Origin of the sequence: Pseudomonas sp. B21-012, from assembly GCF_024749305.1 — a bacterium.
Classification (GTDB): domain Bacteria; phylum Pseudomonadota; class Gammaproteobacteria; order Pseudomonadales; family Pseudomonadaceae; genus Aquipseudomonas.
Genome location: NZ_CP087197.1, coordinates 771,412 through 794,503 on the forward strand (window position 1 = coordinate 771,412; position 23,092 = coordinate 794,503).

The following is a 23,092-nucleotide window of genomic DNA, read 5'->3' on the forward strand; positions in this document are numbered from 1 at the left end:
TGCGGGGCAAGCCCGTTCCCACCGTAGGAGCGGGCTTGCCCCGCGATGCTTTTCAGTCACCCAGACTGTTGAAGTGCTCGATCATCCGCGCCGCATCAGGCTTCACCCCGCTGAACAGTTCAAACGCCTTCACCGCCTGGAACACCGCCATGTTCGCCCCGCTCAGGGTGCGGCAGCCCAGGGCCCGGGCTTCGCGCAGCAGTTCGGTTTGCAGCGGAAAGTAAACAATCTCCGCCACCCACAGATCCGCCCGTAGCAGCGCCTTGGGCACCGGCATGCCCGGCAGCTTGGCCATGCCCATGGGCGTGGTGTTGACCAGGCCGTCGGCGCTGGCCATGGCGCTTTGCAGGTCATGACCGACCCTGGCGCGGCTGCCGGCAAAGTGCTGGTTGAGGTTGTCCACAAGGGCCTGGGCACGGGCCGGTTCGACATCGAACACGCTCAGTTGCCCGACCGCTTCTTCCAGCAGCGCGTGGGCTACCGCAGCGCCGGCGCCACCGGCGCCCATCTGCACCACCTGGCGGCGCGGCGCGTCGCTCAGGCCACGGCGAAAGCCCTCGGCAAAACCCAGGCAGTCGGTGTTGTGGCCGATGCGCTTGCCGTCCTTGAGTACCACGGTGTTCACCGCGCCGATACCGCGCGCTTGCGGTGACAGTTCGTTGAGCAGCGGCAGGATCGCCTGCTTGCAGGGGAAGGTGATGTTCAGGCCGGTGAAGCCCATGTGCTCGGCCGCGGTCAGCAGCTCTTCGAGGGCGCTGCTGTCGAGCTTGAGCTGGTCCAGGTCGATCAGCCGGTACAGGTAGTTCAGGCCTTGCGCGGCGCCTTCGTGCTCGTGCAGCGCCGGGGTGCGCGAAGCCTGGATGCCCGCGCCGATAAGGCCGGCAAGAATGCCGGAAGAAGAGGCCAAAGCCATGTTGAAAACTCCGTTGTTATTCTTGGTGATGAAGCGGGAGTGCCTTCGCTTAAAAATGTACCGAATGGTTAATTTGGTCAATCGGGCGCAAGGCCGCAGGGGTGTTTTCTGTGCGCTGATCGCACAGCCTGTGCTACACCTGTTGCTTTGCACCTGACCACGGAGGGCAACATGGCAACGCCGATCAACGACCTGCAGTCGCTGGGTGAAACCTGGCCGGGCCTGGCTAACCTCACCCAGTCGATTTTCGCGGCCCTGGGTGGCCACGGTTTTCGCAATGCCTTTCGCCTCGACCATTCGCGCAGCACCTGCCTGCTGCTGATCGACGGCCTGGGCTGGAACCTGCTGCAGGCCCACGCCCGGCATGCGCCGTTTCTTGCTTCGCTGATGCAGCCGGACAGCCACTTCAAGGTAGGCTTTCCAGCCACCACGGCGACCAGCCTGGCCTCTGTGGCTTGCGGGCTGGGCAGCGGCGCCCACGGTATCGTCGGCTGTGGTTTTGCCCTGGATGAACACACTGAACTGTCGCCACTGACCTGGACCACCTCGCCCTTGCAGGTCGAGGCGCAGGCCAGTGGCGCGCCGCCGCCGGAGACTTTTATCGTGCCCGCCGATGCCTGGGGCCAGGCGGCGGCCCAGGGCATCGCCATCAGCACGGTGATGCTCGGGCGCTATGCCAGTTCCGACTTCACTCGGGCGATCTACCGGGCCGGCAAGATCCTCCCTGCGCCGGCCTATGACGCTTATCCGCAGTTGGTCAATGCCGCCCTGGCCGTGCCGGGGCCGGCGTTCTGCTTTGCCTATTTCGGCGACCTGGATTTTGCCGGGCACCTGTTCGGCCCAGGCTCCGAGGGCTGGCTTAAGCAACTGCAGATTGCCGACCAGCTGGCCCGGGCCATCGCCCAATCCTTGCCTGAGCAGGCGCGGCTGATGGTGATTGCCGACCACGGCATGCTGGCGCTGGACAGTGAACAGGTGCGCGACTTTGACCAGGATCCGGTGCTGCAGGAGGGCGTGCGGGCAATGGCCGGAGATATTCGCGCGCGCTACCTGTACACCCACGCGCACCAGCAGGACCGCGTGCACGAGCGCTGGCAGAATCGTCTGGGGGAGGGCTATCACGTGTTGAGCAAGGCCCAGGCGATTGCCAAGGGGCTGTTCGGCGATGTGCTGCTAAGCCAGGCGGAGGCGCGGATTGGCGATCTGATCGTGGTTCCGAACGGGGCGGGCGGGATTATTCGCAGCGAGGTGGAAAAGCACGCCAGCCAATGGCGCGGGCACCATGGGGCGTTGACCGATGAGGATCAACTGGTGCCGTTGTTGATGTGTTCGGGGCTCGGCTGAAGGGCCCTGATCGCGGGTCAAGCCCGCTCCCACAAAACCTGTGGGAGCGGGCTTGACCCGCGATAGCTTCAACGCCGAACCAGCAACACCCCGCTCTCCATGTGATGGGTATACGGGAACTGGTCAAACAACGCACAGCGCTCGATGCGATGGGTGTCGTGCAACTGGGCGATATTCGCCGCCAGGGTTTGCGGGTTGCAGGAGATGTACAGGATGTTGTCGAAGCGCCGGGTCAGCTCGCAGGTATCCGGGTCCATGCCGGCGCGCGGCGGGTCGACGAACACGCTGGCGAACTGGTAGCTCTTGAGGTCAATGCCTTCGAGGCGGCGGAACGGTCGCACTTCGTTCAGCGCTTCGGTCAGCTCTTCAGCCGACAGACGCACCAGGCGCACGTTATCCACAGCGTTGTCGTCGAGGTTGTGCAGGGCGGCATTGACCGAGGTCTTGCTGATCTCGGTGGCCAGTACCTTGCGCACCCGGGTGGCCAGCGGCAGGGTGAAGTTGCCGTTGCCGCAGTACAGCTCGAGCAGATCGTCCTGGCGCTCGCCCAGGGCTTCATACGCCCAGTTGAGCATCTTCTGGTTGACCGCGCCGTTAGGCTGGGTGAAGGCGCCTTCGGGCTGGCGGTAGCGGAAGGTGCGCCCGGCAATCTGCAGCTCTTCGACCGCGTAATCGCGGCCGATCACCACGCGCTTGCCCTTGGAGCGGCCGATGATGCTCACGCCCAGGTCGCTGGCCAGTTGCTGCGCGGCGCGCTCCCAGTGCTCGTCCAGCGGACGGTGATAGCACAGGGTGATCATTGCATCGCCTGCCAGGGTGGTGAGGAACTCCACCTGGAACAGCTTGAAGCTCAACGCCGAGCTGGCTTGCCAGGCGGCCTTGAGCCGTGGCATCAGGTCGTTGATCTGCAGACTGGCAATCGGGAAGTCTTCGATCAGGATCGGCGTGTGTTTCTCGCCCGGGGCGAACATCGCGTAGAAGCGCTGCTCGTTTTCGCGCCACAGGCGGAACTCGGCGCGCAGGCGATAGTGCTCGCGCGGCGAGTCGAATACCGCAGGCTCGGGCGCCGCGAACGGCGCCAGCAGCTCGCGCAGGCGCGCGACCTTGGCGTCGAGCTGCTGGGTGTAGGTCGAAGGGTCGAAGACAGCACTCATGCGTTGAACCAGCCCAGTTTGATGACGAACAGGACCGAGAGGATCACCAGTGCCGCGTTGAGGTCACGGGCGCGGCCGGAAAGCAGCTTGATCGCGGTCCAGGCAATGAAACCGAAGGCGATGCCGTTGGCGATCGAGTAGGTCAGCGGCATGGCCAGGGCAGTGACCACCACCGGCGCGGCTTCGGTAATGTCGTCCCAGTTTATTTCAGCCAGGCCCGAAGCCATCAACACGGCGACGAACAACAGCGCCGGTGCCGTGGCGAAGGCTGGCACGCTGCCGGCCAGTGGTGCGAAGAACAGCGCCAGCAGGAACAGAATGGCTACCACGATGGCGGTCAGGCCGGTGCGGCCACCGGCGCTGACGCCGGCTGCAGATTCGATGTAGCTGGTGGTGGTCGAGGTACCCAGCAGGGAACCGGCCATCGCCGCGGTGCTGTCGGCGATCAGCGCCCGGCCCATTTTCGGCATGTGACCGTCCTTGCGCATCAGGCCGGCGCGCTTGGCGACGCCGATCAGGGTGCCGGAGTTGTCGAACAGGTCGACGAACAGGAAGGCGAAAATCACGCTGATCAGGCCGACGTCCAGCGCGCCCTTGATGTCCAGCTGCAGGAAGGTCGGCGCCAGCGACGGCGGCATCGACACCACGCCGTTGAATGGAGTCACGCCCAGGGCGATCGAGGCCACGGTCACCGCCAGGATGCCGATCAGCACCGCGCCGCGGACCTTCATGGCCTCCAGCGCGACGATCAGGAAGAAGCCCAGGGTGGCGAGGATCGGCGCCGGTTTCTTGAGGTCACCGAGGCCCACCAGGGTGGCCTGGTTATCGACGACGATGCCGGCGTTATGCAGGGCGATCAGCGCCAGGAACAGGCCAATACCGGCGGCAATTGCCGAACGCAGCGGCAACGGGATGCTGTTGACGATCCATTCGCGGATGCGAAAGATCGACAGCAGGAAGAAGCACACCGCCGAGATGAACACCGCGCCCAATGCCACCTGCCAGGTGTGGCCCATGTGCAGGACCACGGTGTAGGTGAAGAAGGCGTTCAGGCCCATGCCCGGTGCCAGAGCGATCGGGTAGTTGGCGATCAGGCCCATGGTGGTCGAGCCGATGGCCGCTGCCAGGCAGGTGGCGACGAACAGCGCGCCCTTGTCCATGCCGGTCTCGCCGAGAATGCTCGGGTTGACGAACAGGATGTAGGCCATGGCCAGGAAGGTGGTCACGCCCGCGAGAATCTCGGTGCGGACATTGGTGTCGTGTGCTTTTAGTTGAAACAGCCTTTCCAGCATGCCTGCTCCCCGTGGCGCTCCCGGCGCCGTGAATGTATCGACCCAGTTAGCAAAGCACAGACTGTACCGGGAGACTGTGGTTTTTCCCTGGGTCGGAAAAAAGCCGCGCATCATACCAGCATGCTCGGGCAGCGGTAATTAATGTCGCGATACACTGCAGATATCTGCAGGTTCTGCGCCGTTCCCCCCATCCCGAGTTGACCATGCTATGCACCTGACCGACTACCGCGACCTTAACCCGGCCCAGCGCGAGCAACTGCTCGACATCCAGGTGCGGCCTGAGCAAGTGCGCTTTGCCGGCGATATGGCTAGCGCCTTGTACACCCTGCAAAGTGGCGACAGCCCCGACCGGCGTGGCGTGGCGCTGCTGCTGGACAACCTGCCGCGGGCCTTCTTGCTGCTTCAGCGCGGGGTGTTCCTGGCGCCCTGGGCCCGGGCCGATGCGGCGACGATCAATGCCTTGCAAGTCGATCAGCGCTTGCAGGGCCAGGGCCTGGGGCGATTTTTCATGCAGGCGTTGCCGGGCCTGGTGCGCGAGGCGTGGCCCGAGGTGTGTTGCCTGCAGCTTTCTGTAGACCGGGACAACCACGCCGCCCTGGCGCTGTACCTGGCCAGCGGCTGGGTCGACAGCGGCGACGGCTACCGCACACGCCAGGGCCACGAGCGTCAACTGACCCTGTTGCTGTGAGCGACTAAGCTTGTGGGATACCCCGGCGGAGAGCAGTTGATGACCCACAGAGCCCTGATCGTAGTCGCCGAAGGCGTGGATGACCTGCAGAGCGTGACCCTGATCGACGTGCTGCGCCGCGCCGAGATCGAAGTGGTGGTGGCCAGTATCGAAGGCCGGCGGATGCTCACCTGTGCCCGCGGCACGCGCTTGACCGCCGACGGCATGCTGGTCGACCTGCTGGCCCAGCCGTTCGACCTGATGGTCTTACCCGGGGGCGAAAAAGGCGCACAGCACATGGCCGCGCACCAACCACTGGCGCAGCAGGTCAAGGATCAGGCCAGGGCCGGCAAGTTTTTTGCCGCGATCGGCGAAGCGCCGTTGGCGCTGCAGGCCTATGGTGTGTTGCGCCAGCGACGCATGACCTGTGACCCGGCTGTCAGCCAGGGGTTGTCCGGGTGCAGCTTTGTCGATCAGCCGGTGGTGGTGGACGGTAATTGCATCACCGCCCAGGGGTCGGCGGCGGCGCTGGAATTTGCCTTGGTGTTGGTCGAGCAACTGGCGGGCAGGGTGCTGCGCAAGCGGGTGGCGGCTGAGCTGCGGGTGTGACTATCGCGGGGCAAGCCCGCTCCCACAGGCCCTCACTGCTTATGCATATGATCGCGCCCAGCCAGGGTCGGAAACAGCTTGATCCACACCCCGGTCACCAGCAGCGTGCCGACCCCGCCCAGCACTACCGCCGGTACCGTGCCGAACCAGTGTGCGGTCACTCCTGACTCGAACTCACCGAGCTGGTTCGAGGCGCCGATGAACAGCCCGTTCACCGCGCTGACCCGGCCGCGCATTTCATCCGGCGTCTCCAGTTGCACGAAGGCACCGCGTATTACCATGCTGATCATGTCGGCGGCGCCCAGCACCGCCAGCACGGCGAGGGAAAACCAGAACGAAGTGGACAGGCCAAAAGCAATGGTCGCCACCCCGAACACGCCGACAGCGGTAAACATCACCCGCCCGACCTTGCGCTCCACCGGGAAACGCGCCAGCCACAGCGACATCAGCAGGGCGCCCACCGCCGGCGCCGAGCGCAGCAGGCCCAGGCCCCAGGGGCCGGTCAGCAGGATGTCCTTGGCAAACACCGGCAACAGCGCGGTGGCACCGCCCAGCAGCACGGCGAACAGGTCCAGGGAGATCGCCCCGAGGATGTCCGGGCGGCTGCGGATAAAGCGAATGCCGGCCATCAGCGATTCGAGGCTGGCGCGGCCCTGGTTGCCTGGTTGCTGGCGCGACACCAGGCCCAGGGTCAACACGCAGGCAATCAGGTACAACGCTACCGTCGGCCCGTACACCCAGACGCTGCCAAAGGCATAGAGAAAACCGCCCACCGCCGGCGCGACGATGGTCGCCGCCTGCATCGCCGAGGCAGAAGCAGCCACGGCACGTGGAAACAGCTCGGAGGGCACCACATTGGGCAGCAGCGCCTGGGTCGCCGGCATTTCAAAGGAGCGTGCGCTACCGAGCAAGAACGCCAGCAGGAAGATCAGTTCGCGGCTGACGCTGTGGGTGCTGCTGGCGACCACCAGCACCAGGGCGATCATGGCCTGGGCACTCTGGCACAGGGCGGCGACCCGGCGCCGGTCATAGCGGTCGGCGACGTGTCCGGTGTGCAGCATGAACAGCACCCGCGGGGCGAATTCCACCAGGCCCACCAGGCCCAGGTCGAGGACATTGCCGGTCAATTGGTAGAGGTGCCAGCCGATCGCCACGGTAAGCATCTGAAAGCCGCTGGCGGTAAATACCCGGGCCAGCCAGAAGGCCAGGAAGGGACGGTGATGACGCAGCAGCAAAACGGGGTCTGACATCGGCGAAACAGAGCCTCGGCGCAGGGATCGACGCTGCAGGTTATCACCACTTTGTAACAGCAGGTTGCGAGGAATGGCACCTGTGTGCGGTAAGCGCACTGTTTTGGGGCGCGGTAAAGGGGGTGAGACAACCGGTCACGCGGCAATCAACCACACAAGCGCACAGCCCGTTCAGGACTATCCTTTCAGGCATCCGTTGATCTGGATCAATTGTTTCATTTGCAACGGCATGGCCAGACGGCCGAATTCCCTGCGATGTGATGTTTACAGAACAATTCCAACTTGCCGCACTCAACTACCGTGGGGGCAGTTGGCGCCAAGGCCACCGCCTGACGCCGGATTACCTGACAGAGGAAGCACTATGTTCGGATTAGAGGCTCTAGATCTCGCCCGAATTCAGTTCGCGTTTACCGTGTCCTTTCACATCCTGTTCCCGGCCATCACCATTGGCCTGGCGAGCTACCTGGCTGTTCTCGAAGGGCTGTGGCTGAAGAGCAACAACAGCGTCTACCGTGACCTTTACCATTTCTGGTCGAAAATCTTTGCCGTCAACTTCGGCATGGGGGTGGTCTCCGGCCTGGTCATGGCCTACCAGTTCGGCACCAACTGGAGCAAGTTCTCCGATTTTGCTGGCTCCGTCACCGGGCCGCTGCTCACTTACGAAGTTCTCACCGCCTTCTTCCTTGAAGCCGGTTTCCTTGGCGTCATGCTCTTTGGCTGGAACCGCGTGGGCCGTGGCCTGCACTTTTTCGCCACGGTCATGGTAGCCATCGGCACTTTGATCTCGACCTTCTGGATCCTCGCCTCCAACAGCTGGATGCAGACCCCCCAGGGCTACGAAATCGTCAACGGCGTCGTCGTGCCGGTGGACTGGTTCGCGGTGATCTTCAACCCGTCGTTCCCTTACCGCCTGGCGCACATGGCGACTGCCGCCTTTGTTGCTACAGCGTTCTTCGTCGGCGCCTCGGCCGCCTGGCACTTGCTGCGCGGCCGCGATAACCCGGCGATTCGCAAGATGCTTTCGATGGCCATGTGGATGGCCCTGATCGTCGCCCCGGTACAAGCGGTGATCGGCGACTTCCACGGCCTCAATACCCTCAAGCACCAGCCGGTGAAAATCGCTGCTATCGAAGGCCACTGGGAAAACAAGCCAGGCGAACCGACCCCGCTGATCCTCTTCGGTATCCCCGACATGGAAGCCGAGACCACCCGCTTCAAGGTGGAAATCCCGGCGCTGGGCAGCCTGATCCTGACCCACAGCCTGGACAAGCAAGTGCCGGCGATGAAGGAGTTTCCGAAAGAAGACCGGCCTAACTCGACCATCGTCTTCTGGTCGTTCCGGGTCATGGTCGGCCTTGGCATGCTGATGATCTTCGTCGGCCTCTGGAGCCTGTGGCTGCGCAAGAGCGACAAGCTCTACAGCTCGCGGCCGTTCCTGTACCTGACCTTGTGGATGGGCCCCTCCGGCCTGATCGCGATCCTCGCCGGCTGGTTCACCACCGAGATCGGCCGCCAGCCCTGGGTGGTCTACGGCCTGATGCGTACCGCCGATGGCGCCTCGAACCACAGCTACGGCCAGCTCGGCCTGACCCTGGTGATGTTCGTGGTGGTCTACTTCGCGCTGTTCGGTACCGGCCTTGGCTACATGATGCGCCTGGTGCGCAAAGGGCCGAAAACCGGTGAAGGCGACGAGACCAACCCGGGTGGCCCCGGCCAGCAACGCACCCCGGCACGGCCGCTGTCTGCCGCCGATGACGATCATGACAATGGCGAGCACGCCAGCCTGAACAAGGGGAACTGAACCATGGGTGTTGATCTTCCGCTTATCTGGGCCATCATCATCATCTTCGGCATCATGATGTATGTGGTCATGGACGGCTTTGACCTTGGCATCGGCATCCTCTTCCCGTTCGTCAAGGGCGAGCAGGACCGCGATGTGATGATGAACACCGTCGCCCCGGTCTGGGACGGTAACGAAACCTGGCTGGTGCTCGGTGGCGCGGCGCTGTTCGGCGCCTTCCCGCTGGCCTACGCCGTGGTGCTTTCAGCGCTGTACCTGCCGTTGATGCTGATGCTGATCGGGCTGATCTTTCGCGGCGTGGCCTTCGAGTTCCGCTTCAAGGCCACTGCAGCCAAGCGTCACCTGTGGGACAAGGCCTTCATCGGCGGCTCGCTGGCGGCTACCTTCTTCCAGGGCGTGGCCCTGGGCGCCTTCATCGAAGGCTTTGAGGTGGTCGATCGCAGCTACGCTGGCGGCAGCCTCGACTGGCTGACCCCGTTCAGCCTGTTCTGCGGCCTGGGCCTGATCGTGGCCTACGCCTTGCTCGGCTGCACCTGGCTGATCATGAAGACCGAAGGCAAGCTGCAACTGCAGATGCACGACCTGGCGCGGCCGCTGGCCCTGGTGCTGCTGGCGGTGACCGGCATCGTCAGTATCTGGACGCCGCTGGCCCACCCGGACATTGCCGAGCGCTGGTTCAGCCTGCCCAACCTGTTCTGGTTCCTGCCGGTACCGATCCTGGTCCTGGTAACTCTTTACGGTTTGCTCCGGGCGGTGGCGCGTAACGCACACTACACCCCGTTCCTGCTGACCCTGGTGCTGATCTTCCTCGGCTACAGCGGCCTGGGCATCAGCTTGTGGCCGAACATCATTCCGCCGTCGATCTCGATCTGGGACGCTGCCGCGCCGCCGCAAAGCCAGGGCTTCATGCTGGTCGGGACCTTGTTCATCATCCCGTTCATCCTCGGTTACACCTTCTGGAGCTATTACGTGTTCCGCGGCAAGGTGACCCACGAAGATGGCTACCACTAGGGGAGCATGGCAATGACTGGCAAAGGCACGATGGACGAAGAGAAGAAACCGCTCTGGCAGCGCCTGGGCTGGTTGGTAGCGATCTGGGTCGGCAGCGTGGTGAGCCTGGCCCTGGTCGCCTGGCTGATGCGTCTGTTCATGAGTGCGGCCGGATTGAGCACGCACTGAAACGAAATTTCCCATCCCGCCTTGCGGCGGATTTACAGCCCTTCGCAGCGTCAGCTGCGGAGGGTTTTTTTTGCCCTGTGGGGGCGGCTTGACCCGTGATTCAGGCGACGCGGTACTGGCCTATTTACGCGCCTTGAGCACCACGAACTTGGGCGTCGCCGCCACCTGCTCGACCCCACGGAACAAGCGCGCCAGCTTGCTGTGATAACCCAGGTGACGATTGCCGACGATATACAGCGCACCACCGACCACCAGCGCCTCGCGCGCTTGCTGGAACATCCGCCAGGCGAGGAAGTCACCGACTACCTGCTGTTGATGGAACGGCGGATTGCACAGCACCACATCCAGCGACTGCGCTGGCTGCCCGGCCAGGCCGTCGTCGGCGCGCACCGTGACTTCACGCGGGCCCAACGCCGCCTGCCAGTTTTCCAGTGCCGACTGCACGGCCATGTATGACTCGTCGACCAGGGTGTACTGCGCCTGCGGGTTGGCCAGGGCGCTGGCGATGGCCAGCACGCCATTGCCGCAACCGAGGTCCGCGACACGTGCATCGCCGAGGTCCTTGGGCAGGTGCGGCAGGAACGCCCGGGTGCCGATGTCCAGGCCTTCGCGGCAGAACACGTTGGCGTGGTTGAGCAGCACCAGGGGGGGCGCGTCGAGTTGGTAGCGGGTCGGGTAGGGCGAAACGAACGCCGGCTTCGGCTCGAAGGTGGCAATCAGCAGCCGGGCCTTTTTCTGCGCCAGCGATGCCTGCACCGGGCCGATGTATTTCTCCAGCAAGTCACCGGCGGCGCGCGGCAAGTGTTTGATCATGGCCCCAGCCACCACCTGTGCGCCGGGCGCCAGCTGGCCCTGCAGGCGAATCAGTTGCTCTTCGAGCAGGGCAAGAGTCTTTGGCACGCGTACCAGTACCCGGTCGAACGGGCCTTGCCAGGTATTGCTGGCCGCCACGAAGGGCACCGCGTCGAAGGCCAGGCCATTGCGCACCAGGTTCTTTTCCAGGGCCAGATGCGCCAGGTGCGAATCGCCGCTGCTGAGCACCGACACATGCGCTGCCAGGCTGATGGCCAGGGCGCCGAAACTGTCGTTGAGCACCAAAACCCGGCTGGTCGCGGTAGGTGCCTGTTCGGCCAGGTGCTCCAGCAGATACTCGTCGGCAGCATCGAAGGCTTGCAGGGGATCGTTGGCTTGTTCGGGCTGGCGAAGCAGGTCGAGTTCGGCGAAGGGGCTGGTCAGCAGGGGCATGGTGTAAGGCTCTGGGGCATTGATGTGCGTGCGCGCGGCGCGCTTTACAGGGCCGTGATTCTACCGTGCTTTGCGAAGGTACGGGGGCGTTGGCTCAGATCAGGCCACGCATCGCCGCAATGGCGATTGCGCCGGCTTTGTTGCTGGCGTTGGTTTTGGTGATGATGCTGCGGATGTGAAAGTTCACCGTGCTCTGCGACAGCGAGAGGATGCAGGCGATGTCGGCGGCGGTCTTGCCGGCGGCCGACCATTTGAGCACTTCGGTTTCCCGCTCCGAAAGGTTGTACGCCGGGGTTGCTTGCCCGGGTTGGCGGTCAATCATCAGCGTGTGCAGCAGGTTGCACAGCCAGATGGTCTGGCCGGCCTTGTCATAGAGTTCGTCTAGATTGATTGCGCCCTGGCTGCGGGCGATGCTGAGGATGCTTTCGTTGTGACGCATGTCGTGGGCCGACTGGCTCCAGCCGTGGCGCAAGCCGAAGGATTTTGCCTCTTCGCGAAATTCCGGTGTCTCTCGGAACACATCATCGCACCACAGCAACGGCATCAGGGAGTGGTGGCAATGGGCGACGGTGGGATCGATGTCCACGTAGTTGCAACGTTGGTAGCGTTCGTTCCAGGCGTCGGGATAGTTGTTGAAGAATCGCATTTGCGGCGCGAAAGTGGCGATCTGCACGCGCATGCCGAAACACAGGTACTCCATGCCCAGTTGCTGGGCCAGGGAAACCGCCAGGTCAAACATCCGTTGTTCATCGGTTTCGGCTAGCAACTGCTCGAGTTGCTGTTCTTTCCAGTGCGGCATGGGGGAGATCTCAAGGGGGTGGATCCAAGATCTGGCAGGGTGCAAAGTAGTGTAGGAAATGTCCCACGGTTTTGTTGGGTTTTTTGGCTATAGAAATGTGAACATTTTGGCAGGCCTGTTCTTTAGCGATCTTCTTGATATCAGTTCGAAATCATTGGGCTATTACCGGCATCGTGCAGTGATTTTCTCCTGTCGCTGTTGAAGTGTTGTGACAAGGGGTTTTTCTCCCTTCGGCGTCGCTTGTGCGGCTGGTACCGCGCCCGCGGTTGATGCCACTACAAACCAACGGTGTTTATCCCTCGGCGTTTGCGCGACACTGGGGCATCTGTTTTTTGGAGCAAGCCATGACTGCCAGTGCTGAAAAGTTCACCCGCCAGACGCTGCTCGACGTCCAGCCGCTGACCCCCAGCCTGTTCAGCCTGCGGACCAGCCGCGACCAGGGCTTTCGTTTTCGTGCCGGGCAGTTCGCCCGTCTTGGGGTGACCAAGGCAGACGGTAGTGTGGTCTGGCGCGCCTATTCGATGGTGTCCTCACCGTTCGACGAGCATCTGGATTTCTTTTCCATCGTAGTGCCGGGCGGCGAATTCACCAGTGAGCTGAGCCGCCTGGGCACCGGCGACAGCCTGTTGATCGATCGCCAGGCCTTCGGTTACCTGACCCTCGACCGCTTCGTTGATGGCCGTGACCTCTGGCTGCTGGCGACCGGCACCGGTATCGCGCCGTTCCTGTCGATCCTCCAGGACTTCGAAGTGTGGGAGCGATTCGAGTCGATCAAACTGGTTTATTCGGTGCGCGAGGCCCGCGAGCTGGCCTACCTGGATTTGATCGCCGGCCTGGAGCAGCGCGACTACCTGGCCGAGTACGCCGGCAAGCTGCAGTTCATCCCGATCGTCACCCGCGAGCAGCATCCGGGGGCGTTGAACCAGCGCATTACCACCCTGATCGAGAACGGCGAGCTTGAGTGCGCGGCGGGCCTGGCGCTGACTCCGGAACATTCGCGGGTAATGCTCTGTGGCAACCCGCAGATGATCGACGACACCCGCAAAGTGCTCAAGCAGCGCGACATGAACCTCAGCCTCAGCCGCCGCCCCGGTCAGGTCGCGGTCGAGACCTACTGGTAAGCGCCAACAAAAACGGCGCCCGCAGGCGCCGTTTTTTTAGCCCTGGGTTCAGGGTTGCCGATTCTGCGACTTGAGCAGGTCGCGAATTTCGGTGAGCAGCTCTTCTTCTTTGGTCGGCACCGGCGGCAGGGTCGGCGCGGCGGCTTCTTCGCGTTTCAGGCGGTTGATGACCTTGACGCCCATGAAAATCGCGAAGGCGACGATGATGAAGTCGAGGATAGTCTGAATGAATTTGCCGTAGGCCAGCACCACCGCCGGTATGTCGCCTTCGGCGGCCTTGAGGGTGACCGCCAGGTCGCTGAAATCGACGCCGCCGATCAGCAAACCGATCGGTGGCATGATCACGTCACCTACAAAAGATGAAACGATTTTGCCAAAGGCGGCGCCGATAATGATACCGACGGCCATATCGACGACATTCCCTTTGACCGCGAAGGCCTTGAATTCATTGAGCACGCCCATGGTTTATTCCTTGTAACAGATGAGTTGGGTAAACGCAGTGTAATTCAGCTATGCGCTTCATGCTCCGCGCTGCTGCAACAGACTGCGGTTATACCGAATAGTTTTGTCGTTTTCTCTGCCCGCCGGGGCGCCCGAGGTCGGCTATGATGGTGCCTTTTTCCAGAGGACCGTCCCCATGGCCAAGGCCAAGCGCATGTACGGCTGCACCGAGTGCGGCGCGACCTTTCCGAAATGGGCCGGGCAATGCGCTGAATGCGGCGCCTGGAACACCCTGGTCGAGACCGTGCTAGAGAGTGGCGCGGCCGCAGCACCGAGCGGGCGCACCGGCTGGGCCGGGCAGCAGGCGCAGATCAAGACCCTGGCCGAAGTCAGTGTCGAGGAAATCCCGCGCTTTACTACCGCCAGTGCCGAACTCGACCGGGTACTCGGCGGCGGCCTGGTCGACGGTTCGGTGGTGCTGATCGGTGGTGATCCGGGCATCGGCAAGTCGACCATCCTCCTGCAGACCCTGTGCAACATCGCTACGCGCATGCCGGCGCTGTACGTCACCGGCGAAGAGTCCCAGCAGCAGGTGGCGATGCGCGCCCGGCGCTTGGGCCTGCCCCAGGACAAGCTGCGGGTGATGACCGAAACCTGTATCGAGACCATCATCGCCACCGCCCGGCTGGAGAAGCCCAAGGTGATGGTCATCGACTCGATCCAGACCATCTTCACCGAGCAGTTGCAGTCGGCGCCTGGCGGTGTTTCCCAGGTGCGCGAAAGCGCAGCCTTGCTGGTGCGTTATGCCAAGCAGAGCGGCACGGCGATCTTCCTCGTCGGTCACGTGACCAAGGAAGGCGCGCTGGCCGGGCCACGGGTGCTCGAGCACATGGTCGATACCGTGCTGTATTTCGAGGGCGAATCCGACGGCCGCTTGCGTTTGCTGCGCGCGGTGAAAAACCGTTTTGGCGCGGTCAACGAGCTGGGCGTGTTCGGCATGACCGACCGTGGCCTGAAGGAAGTCTCCAACCCCTCGGCGATCTTTCTTACGCGTGCCCAGGAAGAAGTACCGGGCAGCGTGGTCATGGCCACCTGGGAAGGTACCCGGCCGATGCTGGTGGAGGTCCAGGCCCTGGTCGACGACAGCCACCTGTCCAACCCGCGGCGGGTCACCCTGGGCCTGGACCAGAACCGCCTGGCCATGCTGCTGGCGGTGCTGCATCGCCATGGCGGCATCCCTACCCATGACCAGGACGTGTTCCTCAACGTGGTCGGCGGGGTCAAGGTGCTGGAGACGGCCTCCGACCTGGCGCTGATGGCGGCGATCATGTCCAGCCTGCGCAACCGCCCGCTGGACAACGGCCTGCTGGTGTTTGGCGAGGTTGGCTTGTCTGGCGAAGTGCGCCCGGTGCCGAGCGGCCAGGAGCGTTTGAAGGAAGCGGCCAAGCATGGCTTCAAGCGCGCCATCGTGCCCAAGGGCAACGCCCCGAAGGAAGCGCCGCCTGGGCTGCAGGTGATTGCCGTGACCCGCCTTGAACAGGCGCTGGACGCGCTGTTCGAGTGATCTTCGCGTCCCGGCACGTGCAAGGCGTGCCGGGGTGAAGTTGCAACTGATTCTCACTAGCGAGTAGCATACCGCCCTTTCCGGCCATCCACAGGGAGTTCGCGTGGCGGAGTCCGACTTGAAGCGGCTGTTCCTCAAACACGCGAAAACCTTGCAGGGGTTGCTGACGCGCAAGGTGCGTGACCCGCAACTGGCTGCCGACCTGGTGCAGGAAAGTTTCCTGCGCCTGGCCGAGCAACAGGGCCGCGAACGGATCGACAACACCCCGGCCTACCTGTATCGCACCGCGCACAACCTGATGATCGATCATGTGCGCCAGCAGCAACGGCGCAAGACCGATTCGGTGCCCCACGAAGCACTGGAAACCATCGTCGAAGACAGCCCGGGCCTGGACGAAAACGCCGCCACCGAGCAGCACATGCGCCGCCTGCGCCGGGCCCTGGCCGACTTGCCGCCCCGCACCCAGGAAGTGTTTCGTCTGAACCGCCTTGAGGGCATGACCCACGCCGAGGTGGCGCGGGCGCTGGATATTTCCGACAGCTCGGTACAGAAGCATCTGGCCAAGGCCCTGGCCTATGTGATGCAGTGTCTGCAGGAACCAGGATGACGAACGGTTTACTGGGAAATGCGCCTTCAGACGTCAGCACTCACATAACCAGAATTCGAGAGAACCGTGTGACCAGCCAGAACTCGCCAGAGCAAGCCATTCGCGAGCAGGCCGCCGAGTGGGCGGTGCTGCGCAGCGCCGGCCCGTTGAATTCCGAGCAGACGCAGGCGCTGGCGCGCTGGCTGGCCTGTGATCCGCGCCATGCCCAGGCGCTGGATTTTGCCCAGGCGACCTGGGCTGATCTCGGCCGTCTTGGGCGCATGCACCAGTCCGCGCCAAAGGCAGCCCCGGCGCTGGCTCGGCCACTGGCCGGGCGTCGGCGCCGTTCACGCCTGCGCTGGGCGCTGAGTACGGCGGCGCTGCTGGTGCTGGCGGTAGTGGGCGTGGAGCAGGCGCCGAGCCTGGCGCTGGCATTGCGCGCCGACTACGCCACGGCCAAGGGTGAGGTTCGCCAGGTGACGCTGCCCGATGGCAGCCAGGTCGACCTCGACAGCCAGAGTGGCATCGAGCTGGCCTATAACGACAGTGAGCGCCGCGTGCGCCTGTTGGCGGGTGAAGCAGTGTTCACCGTTGCAGCGGTTTCTGGCGCTGAACAACGGCCCTTTGTGGTCGAGCGGGCAGGTGGCAGCAGTCGCGCCCTGGGCACGCGTTTCGTGGTGGGCCCCGAGCCTGACGGCGGCACCTGGGTCGGCATGCTCGAACACAGTGTTGCCGTGACCTTGCAGGCCAGCCCGCAAGCGGGCAGTTCCGAGCAGGTGCTCAAGGAAGGCCAAAGCCTGCGCTACGACGCCGCCCATGGCATTCGCCCATGGCCTGAGCAGGACGTGCGTCGTGCCAGCGCCTGGCAGCGCGGCGTGCTGGTGTTCGAGCGCGAACCGCTGGCCGAGGTGGCCGCACAGCTCAATCGCTATCGCAGCGGTCATGTGCTGATCAGCGACCAGGCCCTGGCCCGGCGTGAGGTCAGCGGCATGTTTCGCCTGGATAACCTCGATGCCGCGCTGGCCATGCTGACTGAAGAGCTCAAGGCCAGCCGCCTCGACCTGCCCGGGCTGACGCTGATCTATTGATCGCTGCGCCGGCGATTGTCGGTTGCGCTGTTTTCCACGAAACTGGCGTTTTGACGACGATCTCAAGGCAGGGATATGGCCAGTGGTTTTCTCGCGTGTGTTGCTTCATCCATCTGTGGCGCCTTGCTGTTCGGAGTGTCCAGCACTCACGTGCTGGCGGCCGACGACCTGGTGCAATTCGATCCCGCTACGTGCGAGTTCGGCGCACAGCTTGAGCCGTACTACGACAAGGCCATCGCCAAACGTCAGGCGTTGCCTGCCCAGGCGCAGGAAGAGGAGGTGAGCTACCCGGTCGATCTGCCCTTCCACGGCATCAAGGTCACAGCGGTGTTCATCGGCTATGAATGGCACGGGATCTACTTTGATGCGCCGCCCGAGCATGTGCGTTCGCTGTTTCGCCAACTGGGCTACCGCGTGGCCGAAGACGGTGACATGTCGGCCAGTAGTGATGAGGTCGCGGTCACCGCATCGATCATCGAAACCAGCGACAAGGCCCGCCAACAAGGGCTGTCGGCGCTCACCTGCGGCGTCTGAAACAAGCACCCTGAAATTCTTTTGAATTTTCGTTACTGACTTTTCCCGCGTTGCACGTCTGTTTGTTGAGATTGATTTTCATTACTAGAAAACGCCAACACAGCGAGCAACAGACGTGAGCAATCAACAACAACGACGCACCCGGCCGTTCGGTCGGGTAGCCCTTGCCAGCAGCCTGATGCTGGCGGCCTGGACCTTGCCGATGGGGATCGGTAGCGTGCAGGCCGCCGAGCCCGCTCACCCGAGCCAAACTACTGCCCTGATCCGCTTTGACATTCCCGCCCAGGCGCTGGACAGCGCCGTGCTGGCCTTCGCCGAACAGGCTGGGGTCCAGGTGTTTTTCGACAGCCGCAAACTGGCTGGCCTGCGCAGTGAGGGTTTGCGCGGCGAGCACTCGGCTCAGCAAGGGCTTGGCCTGTTGTTGCGCGGTTCGCCCGTGCGCTATCGCTTCAGCGGCACTGACCGGGTCGGCCTGGAGCGGGTCAGTGATGATGGCCAGACCCTCGAGCTGGGTACCACCCATGTCGACTCCAACAGCGATGCCGACTGGGTCTACCAGACGCCGCGTTCGGTCAGCGTCATCACCCGCGAGCAGATCGACAAGCGCCCACCGCGCCACGCCGCTGACATGCTCGAAGAAACCGCCGGCGTCTACACCGCGGTCAACCAACGCGACCCCGGGCTGTCGGTGAACATTCGCGGCGTGCAGGACTATGGCCGGGTCAACATGAACATCGACGGCATGCGCCAGAACTTCAACGTCAACGGCCACCAGCAGCGCAACGGGGTGATGTTTATCGACCCGGAGTTCATCAGCTCCATCGAGATCGAAAAAGGTACTCAGGCGGGCATGGGCGGTGCTGGTGTTATTGGCGGTATCGCCAGTTTCAACACGGTCCAGGCCCGTGATTTTCTCGGCCCCGACAAGGAGTACGGTGGCCGCCTGCGCGCCGGCAACGGCATCGGTGAGCTGGGCAATGGCACCCACTTCAATGGCAGCGCATTGTTTGCCTTCGGCAATGAGCTAGGCGATGTACTGCTGGGCGTCAGTGAGCGGCACTTCGGTGATTACCGCGCCGGCACCAACAACGCTGACAACCTCGGCACCCAGATCCGCGGCAAGACCAGCTACCCCGAAGCCTGGAAGGACTGGTTGCACTCCGAGGTCGGCGAGACCGGTAGCGTCACGCGCTCGCAACTGCTCAAGCTGGGCCTGAACCTGCCCAACGACCAGCGCCTGCAGCTCAACTACATGGAAACCGACACGGACAGCAAAGACGCCTGGACCTATTACGACAATCAGACCCGCCAGTTCTACTACAAGCGCACCGGCAGCAGTGATTTCAACGCCCGCAACGCCTCGCTCGACTACAGCTACAGCCCGGACAACGACCTGGTCGATCTTAAGGCCAAGCTGTATTTCGTTTCGACCCGCCAGGATCGCTGGAACGCCGGTAATGACGCCTCGGCCAGCAGCAACAACCGCGTCGAGGCGTATGACGATCGTTTTCAGACTGATACCTGGGGCCTGCAACTGGAAAATACTTCGCGCTTCTATTTGGGGGACGCCGACAAGCTCACCTTTAACTACGGCACCGAACTCTTCCAGGATCGCTTCAAACCGAAAACCGATCGGGTCCCGGCACTCAACGAACAGGCTTTGCCTTACGTTCAGGGGGCCACGCCTGAAGGCAAGCGCATCATGGCCAGCCTGTTCGGCGATGTGCAGTACGAGCATGGCGACTGGCTGACGGTCGATGCCGGATTGCGCTACGACCGTTACCGCCTCACCGGCGTAACCGGTATCACCACCTGGATGTACCCAAGGGGTGTCACGGGTGAAAACCTTCAGCGCGTGCAGACTCACCTGATCTTTGACGAAGAACAGGAGCAGGGCCGTTTCTCGCCCACCTTCGGCATTGCGCTGAAGCCCGGTGTCGACTGGATGCAGGTCTACACCCGCTGGGGACGTGGCTGGCGTCCACCGTCAGTAACTGAAGTATTCATGAGTGGCCGTCCCCATGGTGGCGGTAGCGAGATGCTCTATCCCAACCCCTTCCTCAAGCCCGAGGAGTCGCACAACTGGGAACTGGGGGTGAACCTGTTCAAGGAGTCGCTGCTGCAGGAAGGTGATCGCTTTGGCGCCAAGGTCGCCTATTTCGACACCCGCATCGACAATTTCTCGTTCATGGATGTCAACGCCGATGTGCCCGGCGCCTCTGCACTGGGGACTTCACTCGGGCGCTCGGCCTATCAGAACAACCTGGAGCAGACGCGTTTTCGCGGGGTCGAATACAGCCTCGACTACGACGCCGGGCGTTACTACAGCCAGCTCAGTTATACCCACATGATTGGCAGCAACGATTTCTGCTCCAAGCAGTTGTACATGGGGGGAGGGCAGCGCCTGGTCAGCGCCGGGACGGTGCTGCGCCCGGTGCGGGTCGGCAGCCGCGTGATCATGTTGCCAGTGCGCGTTTCGCGGGCCGAGGACGCTGCCGACCTCGATCAGACAGTCAGCTGCGGGCACATCATGGGCAACGCCAGCTACATGCCGGCAGATCGCGGCTCGCTGACGGTCGGCATGCGCTTTCTTGACCGCACCCTCGATGTCGGCGCCCGTCTGCGCTACAGCAAAGGCAACGGCGAGAACCTCAATGACCACGGCTACCGCCTGATCGACCAGGCGCAGTGGCCCAAATACAAGGTCTACGACCTGTACGCCAGCTACTGGATGACGCCGAGCCTGAACCTCGCGTTGTCGCTGGAGAACGCCACCGACGAAGCCTACTTCGTGGCCATGGGCGACACCGACAACCTGTCGCTGGCCCGCGGCCGGACCTTGAGCGCAATGCTCGAATACAAATTCTGATCCACACCGGGTTTGCCCATGTCGGGCGACACGAAGGCAGGGAATACGCCTTCGCAATCATGCAATGCAACGAGGAACCGTTATGACTCTTTCCGTTACTTACGATGCCGCCTTCTCCAGCTCGTCGATCGATGACTACCTGGCGTTCTGGACTTCGGGCTTCGTCACTGCAGGTCATGGACAAAGCAATACCGGCGGCTTCAGCAACGGCAGCCTGAGCGGCGACCAGTACGCTACCCATGGTAGCCAGGGCTCCGACTACGCATTCATCGCCGACAGCAACACTGCCAATGGTCTGCACTATGTGTTCGACCGCGGCCTGCCAGCCGGTGACAACCTCAACCACTACCTGTGGGGCGAACTGGACAACGTTTCCCTGGGCCAGGTGCTGGGCGGCGGTAGCGGTAGCGACTTCACCCTGAGCAACTACGTGGTCAGCTTCAACGGCCTGGATCTGGATGCGGCGCTGGGCGCCGGTCGTGCCGGCAACGAAGTACAGAGCGTGATCTACGGCCTGATGCAGGGCAACACCTCGGCCCTGGAAGGCGTGCTGGACAACCTGCTGGCCGGCTACGGCGTGTCTACCGACGACAGCTTCGACGTGGTCAGTGCTGCGTTGGCTGCCGGCCCGCTGAGCGTGGCCTCGGCCGATGTCGTGGGTGTCCAGGCCCTGGCTGACGACTTCGCCCTGGCCGCCTGACCCCAGGTAAAAAAAAGCGAATGGAAGATCACTCCTCCATTCGCTGCTTGCTTACCCCGCCGCCTGCGTCTTTGCCGGGCCCAGGTGGCGGTGGTGCGAATTCTGCGAGCCTGCGCCGGCGAGGTCAATCGCCCGCAGGCTTGCCCTGTCGAGGACGTTCATGAAAGCCACCCGCTCCCGCCCTGCCAACGAAGTGTTGCAGGCGCTTAAGGCCTGCCGCGCCGGCTTTGCCAACATCGGCCTGTTCACTGCGGTGATCAACCTGCTGATGCTGGCGCCGGCGCTGTACATGCTGCAGGTCTACGACCGGGTGCTGTCCTCGGGCAACGAGATGACCCTGCTGATGCTCAGCCTGATGGTGCTGGGCTTGTTCGCCTTCATGGGCCTGCTGGAATGGGTACGCAGCCTGGTGGTGATCCGCCTTGGCACGCAAATGGATATGCGCTTGAACCCGCGGGTGTTCGAGGCCGCTTACCAAGCCAGTCTGGCCGGCCACAAGGGCGCGGCGAACCAGGTGCTGAGCGACCTGACCACCTTGCGCCAGTTCGCCACCGGCCAGGCGCTGTTCGCCTTTTTCGATGCGCCGTGGTTCCCGGTGTACCTGTTGGTGATGTTTCTGTTCAGCCCATGGCTGGGCTTGATGGCGCTGGTGGGCGCGGTGCTGTTGACGATCCTCGCCTGGGTCAACGAGCGCCTGACTCAGGCGCCGTTCGCCGAAGCCGGGCAGTTGGCGCAGCAGGCCGGGCAACAGGCTGGCGCCAACCTGCGCAATGCCGAAGTGATGGAAGCCATGGGCATGCTGGCGGCGGTGCGCCAGCGCTGGGCCAGCTTGCACCATGGTTTTCTCCTGCGCCAGAACCTGGGCAGCGAGCGCACGGCGGCAGTGACTGCGGTGTCCAAGAGCCTGCGCCTGACCCTGCAATCGCTGGTGCTGGGCCTGGGCGCGTGGCTGGCGATCGAGCAACTGATTACCCCGGGGATGATGATCGCAGGCTCCATCCTTATGGCCCGGGTGCTGGCGCCAATCGACCAATTGATTGCCGTGTGGCGCCAGTGGGGTTCGGCCCGCCAGGCCTATGAGCGCTTGCACAGCTTGCTCAGCGAGCAACCGCCGCGTGCGCTCGGCATGCCGTTGCCGGCACCCAGCGGGCGCTTGCTGGTGGAGCAACTCAGCGCCCTGCAGCCGGGCACGCGCAAGCCGTGCCTGGCCAACCTCGGCTTCGAACTGGCGGCCGGCGACAGCCTGGGCATCATTGGTGCGTCGGGCTCGGGCAAGTCGACCCTGGCGCGCTTGCTGGTTGGCGCGGCGCCTCCGGCTGCCGGCAAGGTGCGTCTGGATGGCGCCGAGCTACAGCAATGGGACAAGGGCCTGCTCGGCGCGCACATCGGTTACCTGCCCCAGGACGTGCAGTTGTTCGCCGGCAGCATTGCCGAGAACATCGCCCGCTTGGGTGAAGTCGATTCGCACCAGGTGGTGGCTGCTGCGCAACTGGCCGGTGTCCACGAGCTGATCCTGAAACTGCCCAATGGCTATGACACCCAGCTTGGTGAAGGCGGGGCGGGGCTCTCCGGTGGCCAGCGCCAGCGCATCGGCCTGGCCCGGGCGCTTTACGGCCTACCCGCACTGATCGTGCTCGATGAACCCAACTCCAACCTCGATGACTTCGGCGAACGCGCCTTGCTCGAGGCGATCCGCCAGGTCAAGGCGCAACAGCGCACGCTGATCCTGATTACCCACAAATCCAGCCTGCTGGCCGCAGTAGACAAGCTGCTGGTGCTGCAGAACGGCCAGATGCAGGCCTTCGGCCCGACTGCGCGGGTGCTGCAGGATTTGCAGCGCAGCCACAAACCAGCCGGCATTCCCACGCCTGCTCCGACTCCGGCGCTGCGCAGCGCGGCCAGCGTCAGCATGAGCTATGGCACCCCGAGATCCTGA

Annotated in this window: 21 protein-coding genes; 14 read left to right on the top strand and 7 right to left on the bottom strand. The window is 63.4% G+C overall.

Annotated features, from left to right (window positions below):
• Positions 1-52: 52 nt before the first annotated feature.
• Positions 53-913 carry a shikimate dehydrogenase gene (locus LOY37_RS03395; RefSeq protein WP_371128688.1) on the bottom strand — a complete coding sequence of 287 codons (861 nt, stop codon included), beginning with the start codon at positions 911-913 and terminating at the stop codon, positions 53-55.
• 171 nt (positions 914-1,084) lie between these two features.
• On the opposite strand from LOY37_RS03395, the gene LOY37_RS03400 reads away from it, so the two are divergent.
• Positions 1,085-2,257, top strand: coding sequence for an alkaline phosphatase family protein (locus tag LOY37_RS03400; protein WP_258716307.1), 1,173 nt, complete (start codon positions 1,085-1,087; stop codon positions 2,255-2,257).
• Between the two features lie 68 nt (positions 2,258-2,325).
• Here the strand turns inward: LOY37_RS03400 and trmA are convergent, their stop codons facing one another.
• Entirely contained in the window at positions 2,326-3,411 is a 1,086-nt protein-coding gene (gene trmA, locus LOY37_RS03405; RefSeq protein ID WP_045195878.1) for a tRNA (uridine(54)-C5)-methyltransferase TrmA, read from the bottom strand.
• Positions 3,408-4,703 carry an NCS2 family permease gene (locus LOY37_RS03410; RefSeq protein WP_045195880.1) on the bottom strand — a complete coding sequence of 432 codons (1,296 nt, stop codon included), beginning with the start codon at positions 4,701-4,703 and terminating at the stop codon, positions 3,408-3,410. Before LOY37_RS03410 ends, trmA begins: the two co-directional genes overlap by 4 nt.
• A 208-nt stretch (positions 4,704-4,911) precedes the next feature.
• On the opposite strand from LOY37_RS03410, the gene LOY37_RS03415 reads away from it, so the two are divergent.
• Positions 4,912-5,391: an N-acetyltransferase gene (locus LOY37_RS03415; RefSeq protein ID WP_258716308.1), complete on the top strand. Its 480-nt coding sequence runs from the start codon at positions 4,912-4,914 to the stop codon at positions 5,389-5,391.
• 39 nt (positions 5,392-5,430) lie between these two features.
• On the top strand, positions 5,431-5,979 hold the full coding sequence (locus LOY37_RS03420; RefSeq protein WP_045195885.1) for a DJ-1 family glyoxalase III: 549 nt from the start codon (positions 5,431-5,433) through the stop codon (positions 5,977-5,979).
• A 32-nt stretch (positions 5,980-6,011) separates the two neighbouring features.
• Here the strand turns inward: LOY37_RS03420 and LOY37_RS03425 are convergent, their stop codons facing one another.
• A complete protein-coding gene (locus LOY37_RS03425) occupies positions 6,012-7,229 on the bottom strand; it encodes an MFS transporter (RefSeq protein WP_045195887.1) in 1,218 nt (405 codons plus the stop codon).
• A gap of 361 nt (positions 7,230-7,590) precedes the next feature.
• Here LOY37_RS03425 and LOY37_RS03430 point away from each other — a divergent pair, with 361 nt between their 5' ends.
• The 3 genes from LOY37_RS03430 to LOY37_RS03440 are packed head-to-tail and all read left to right on the top strand — an operon-like array spanning position 7,591 to position 10,209.
• The gene (locus tag LOY37_RS03430; protein ID WP_045195889.1) at positions 7,591-9,030 is read left to right on the top strand and encodes a cytochrome ubiquinol oxidase subunit I; all 1,440 of its coding nucleotides are present in this window, start codon (positions 7,591-7,593) and stop codon (positions 9,028-9,030) included.
• Between the two features lie 3 nt (positions 9,031-9,033).
• The gene (gene cydB, locus LOY37_RS03435) at positions 9,034-10,041 is read left to right on the top strand and encodes a cytochrome d ubiquinol oxidase subunit II (protein WP_045195891.1); all 1,008 of its coding nucleotides are present in this window, start codon (positions 9,034-9,036) and stop codon (positions 10,039-10,041) included.
• Between the two features lie 12 nt (positions 10,042-10,053).
• Complete coding sequence (locus LOY37_RS03440) at positions 10,054-10,209, top strand: DUF2474 domain-containing protein (RefSeq protein WP_045195893.1); 156 nt, start codon at positions 10,054-10,056, stop codon at positions 10,207-10,209.
• Positions 10,210-10,329: 120 nt separating this feature from the next.
• On the opposite strand, the gene LOY37_RS03445 is transcribed toward LOY37_RS03440, so the two are convergent.
• Positions 10,330-11,454 (bottom strand): methyltransferase, encoded by a 1,125-nt coding sequence (locus LOY37_RS03445; RefSeq protein WP_258716309.1) that lies wholly within the window; start codon positions 11,452-11,454, stop codon positions 10,330-10,332.
• A 94-nt stretch (positions 11,455-11,548) separates the two neighbouring features.
• Positions 11,549-12,253: an autoinducer binding domain-containing protein gene (locus LOY37_RS03450; RefSeq protein WP_258716310.1), complete on the bottom strand. Its 705-nt coding sequence runs from the start codon at positions 12,251-12,253 to the stop codon at positions 11,549-11,551.
• A 344-nt stretch (positions 12,254-12,597) separates the two neighbouring features.
• Here LOY37_RS03450 and LOY37_RS03455 point away from each other — a divergent pair, with 344 nt between their 5' ends.
• Entirely contained in the window at positions 12,598-13,374 is a 777-nt protein-coding gene (locus LOY37_RS03455) for a ferredoxin--NADP reductase (protein WP_258716311.1), read from the top strand.
• 48 nt (positions 13,375-13,422) lie between these two features.
• Here LOY37_RS03455 and mscL read toward each other — a convergent pair whose 3' ends face one another.
• Positions 13,423-13,836 carry a large-conductance mechanosensitive channel protein MscL gene (gene mscL / locus LOY37_RS03460; protein WP_213602487.1) on the bottom strand — a complete coding sequence of 138 codons (414 nt, stop codon included), beginning with the start codon at positions 13,834-13,836 and terminating at the stop codon, positions 13,423-13,425.
• A gap of 175 nt (positions 13,837-14,011) precedes the next feature.
• Here mscL and radA point away from each other — a divergent pair, with 175 nt between their 5' ends.
• The 7 genes from radA (at position 14,012) to LOY37_RS03495 (ending at position 23,092) form a co-directional block, all read left to right on the top strand.
• On the top strand, positions 14,012-15,379 hold the full coding sequence (radA, locus tag LOY37_RS03465) for a DNA repair protein RadA (protein ID WP_045195900.1): 1,368 nt from the start codon (positions 14,012-14,014) through the stop codon (positions 15,377-15,379).
• A gap of 103 nt (positions 15,380-15,482) precedes the next feature.
• Positions 15,483-15,986, top strand: coding sequence for an RNA polymerase sigma factor (locus LOY37_RS03470; protein WP_045195901.1), 504 nt, complete (start codon positions 15,483-15,485; stop codon positions 15,984-15,986).
• A gap of 68 nt (positions 15,987-16,054) precedes the next feature.
• Entirely contained in the window at positions 16,055-17,053 is a 999-nt protein-coding gene (locus LOY37_RS03475) for a FecR domain-containing protein (RefSeq protein ID WP_258716312.1), read from the top strand.
• Between the two features lie 75 nt (positions 17,054-17,128).
• Positions 17,129-17,587 carry a hypothetical protein gene (locus LOY37_RS03480; protein WP_258716313.1) on the top strand — a complete coding sequence of 153 codons (459 nt, stop codon included), beginning with the start codon at positions 17,129-17,131 and terminating at the stop codon, positions 17,585-17,587.
• Positions 17,588-17,765: 178 nt separating this feature from the next.
• The gene (locus LOY37_RS03485; protein WP_408980720.1) at positions 17,766-20,456 is read left to right on the top strand and encodes a TonB-dependent hemoglobin/transferrin/lactoferrin family receptor; all 2,691 of its coding nucleotides are present in this window, start codon (positions 17,766-17,768) and stop codon (positions 20,454-20,456) included.
• 82 nt (positions 20,457-20,538) lie between these two features.
• Positions 20,539-21,156, top strand: coding sequence for a heme acquisition protein HasA (locus LOY37_RS03490; protein WP_093387863.1), 618 nt, complete (start codon positions 20,539-20,541; stop codon positions 21,154-21,156).
• A 160-nt stretch (positions 21,157-21,316) separates the two neighbouring features.
• Positions 21,317-23,092 (top strand): type I secretion system permease/ATPase, encoded by a 1,776-nt coding sequence (locus LOY37_RS03495; RefSeq protein ID WP_258716314.1) that lies wholly within the window; start codon positions 21,317-21,319, stop codon positions 23,090-23,092.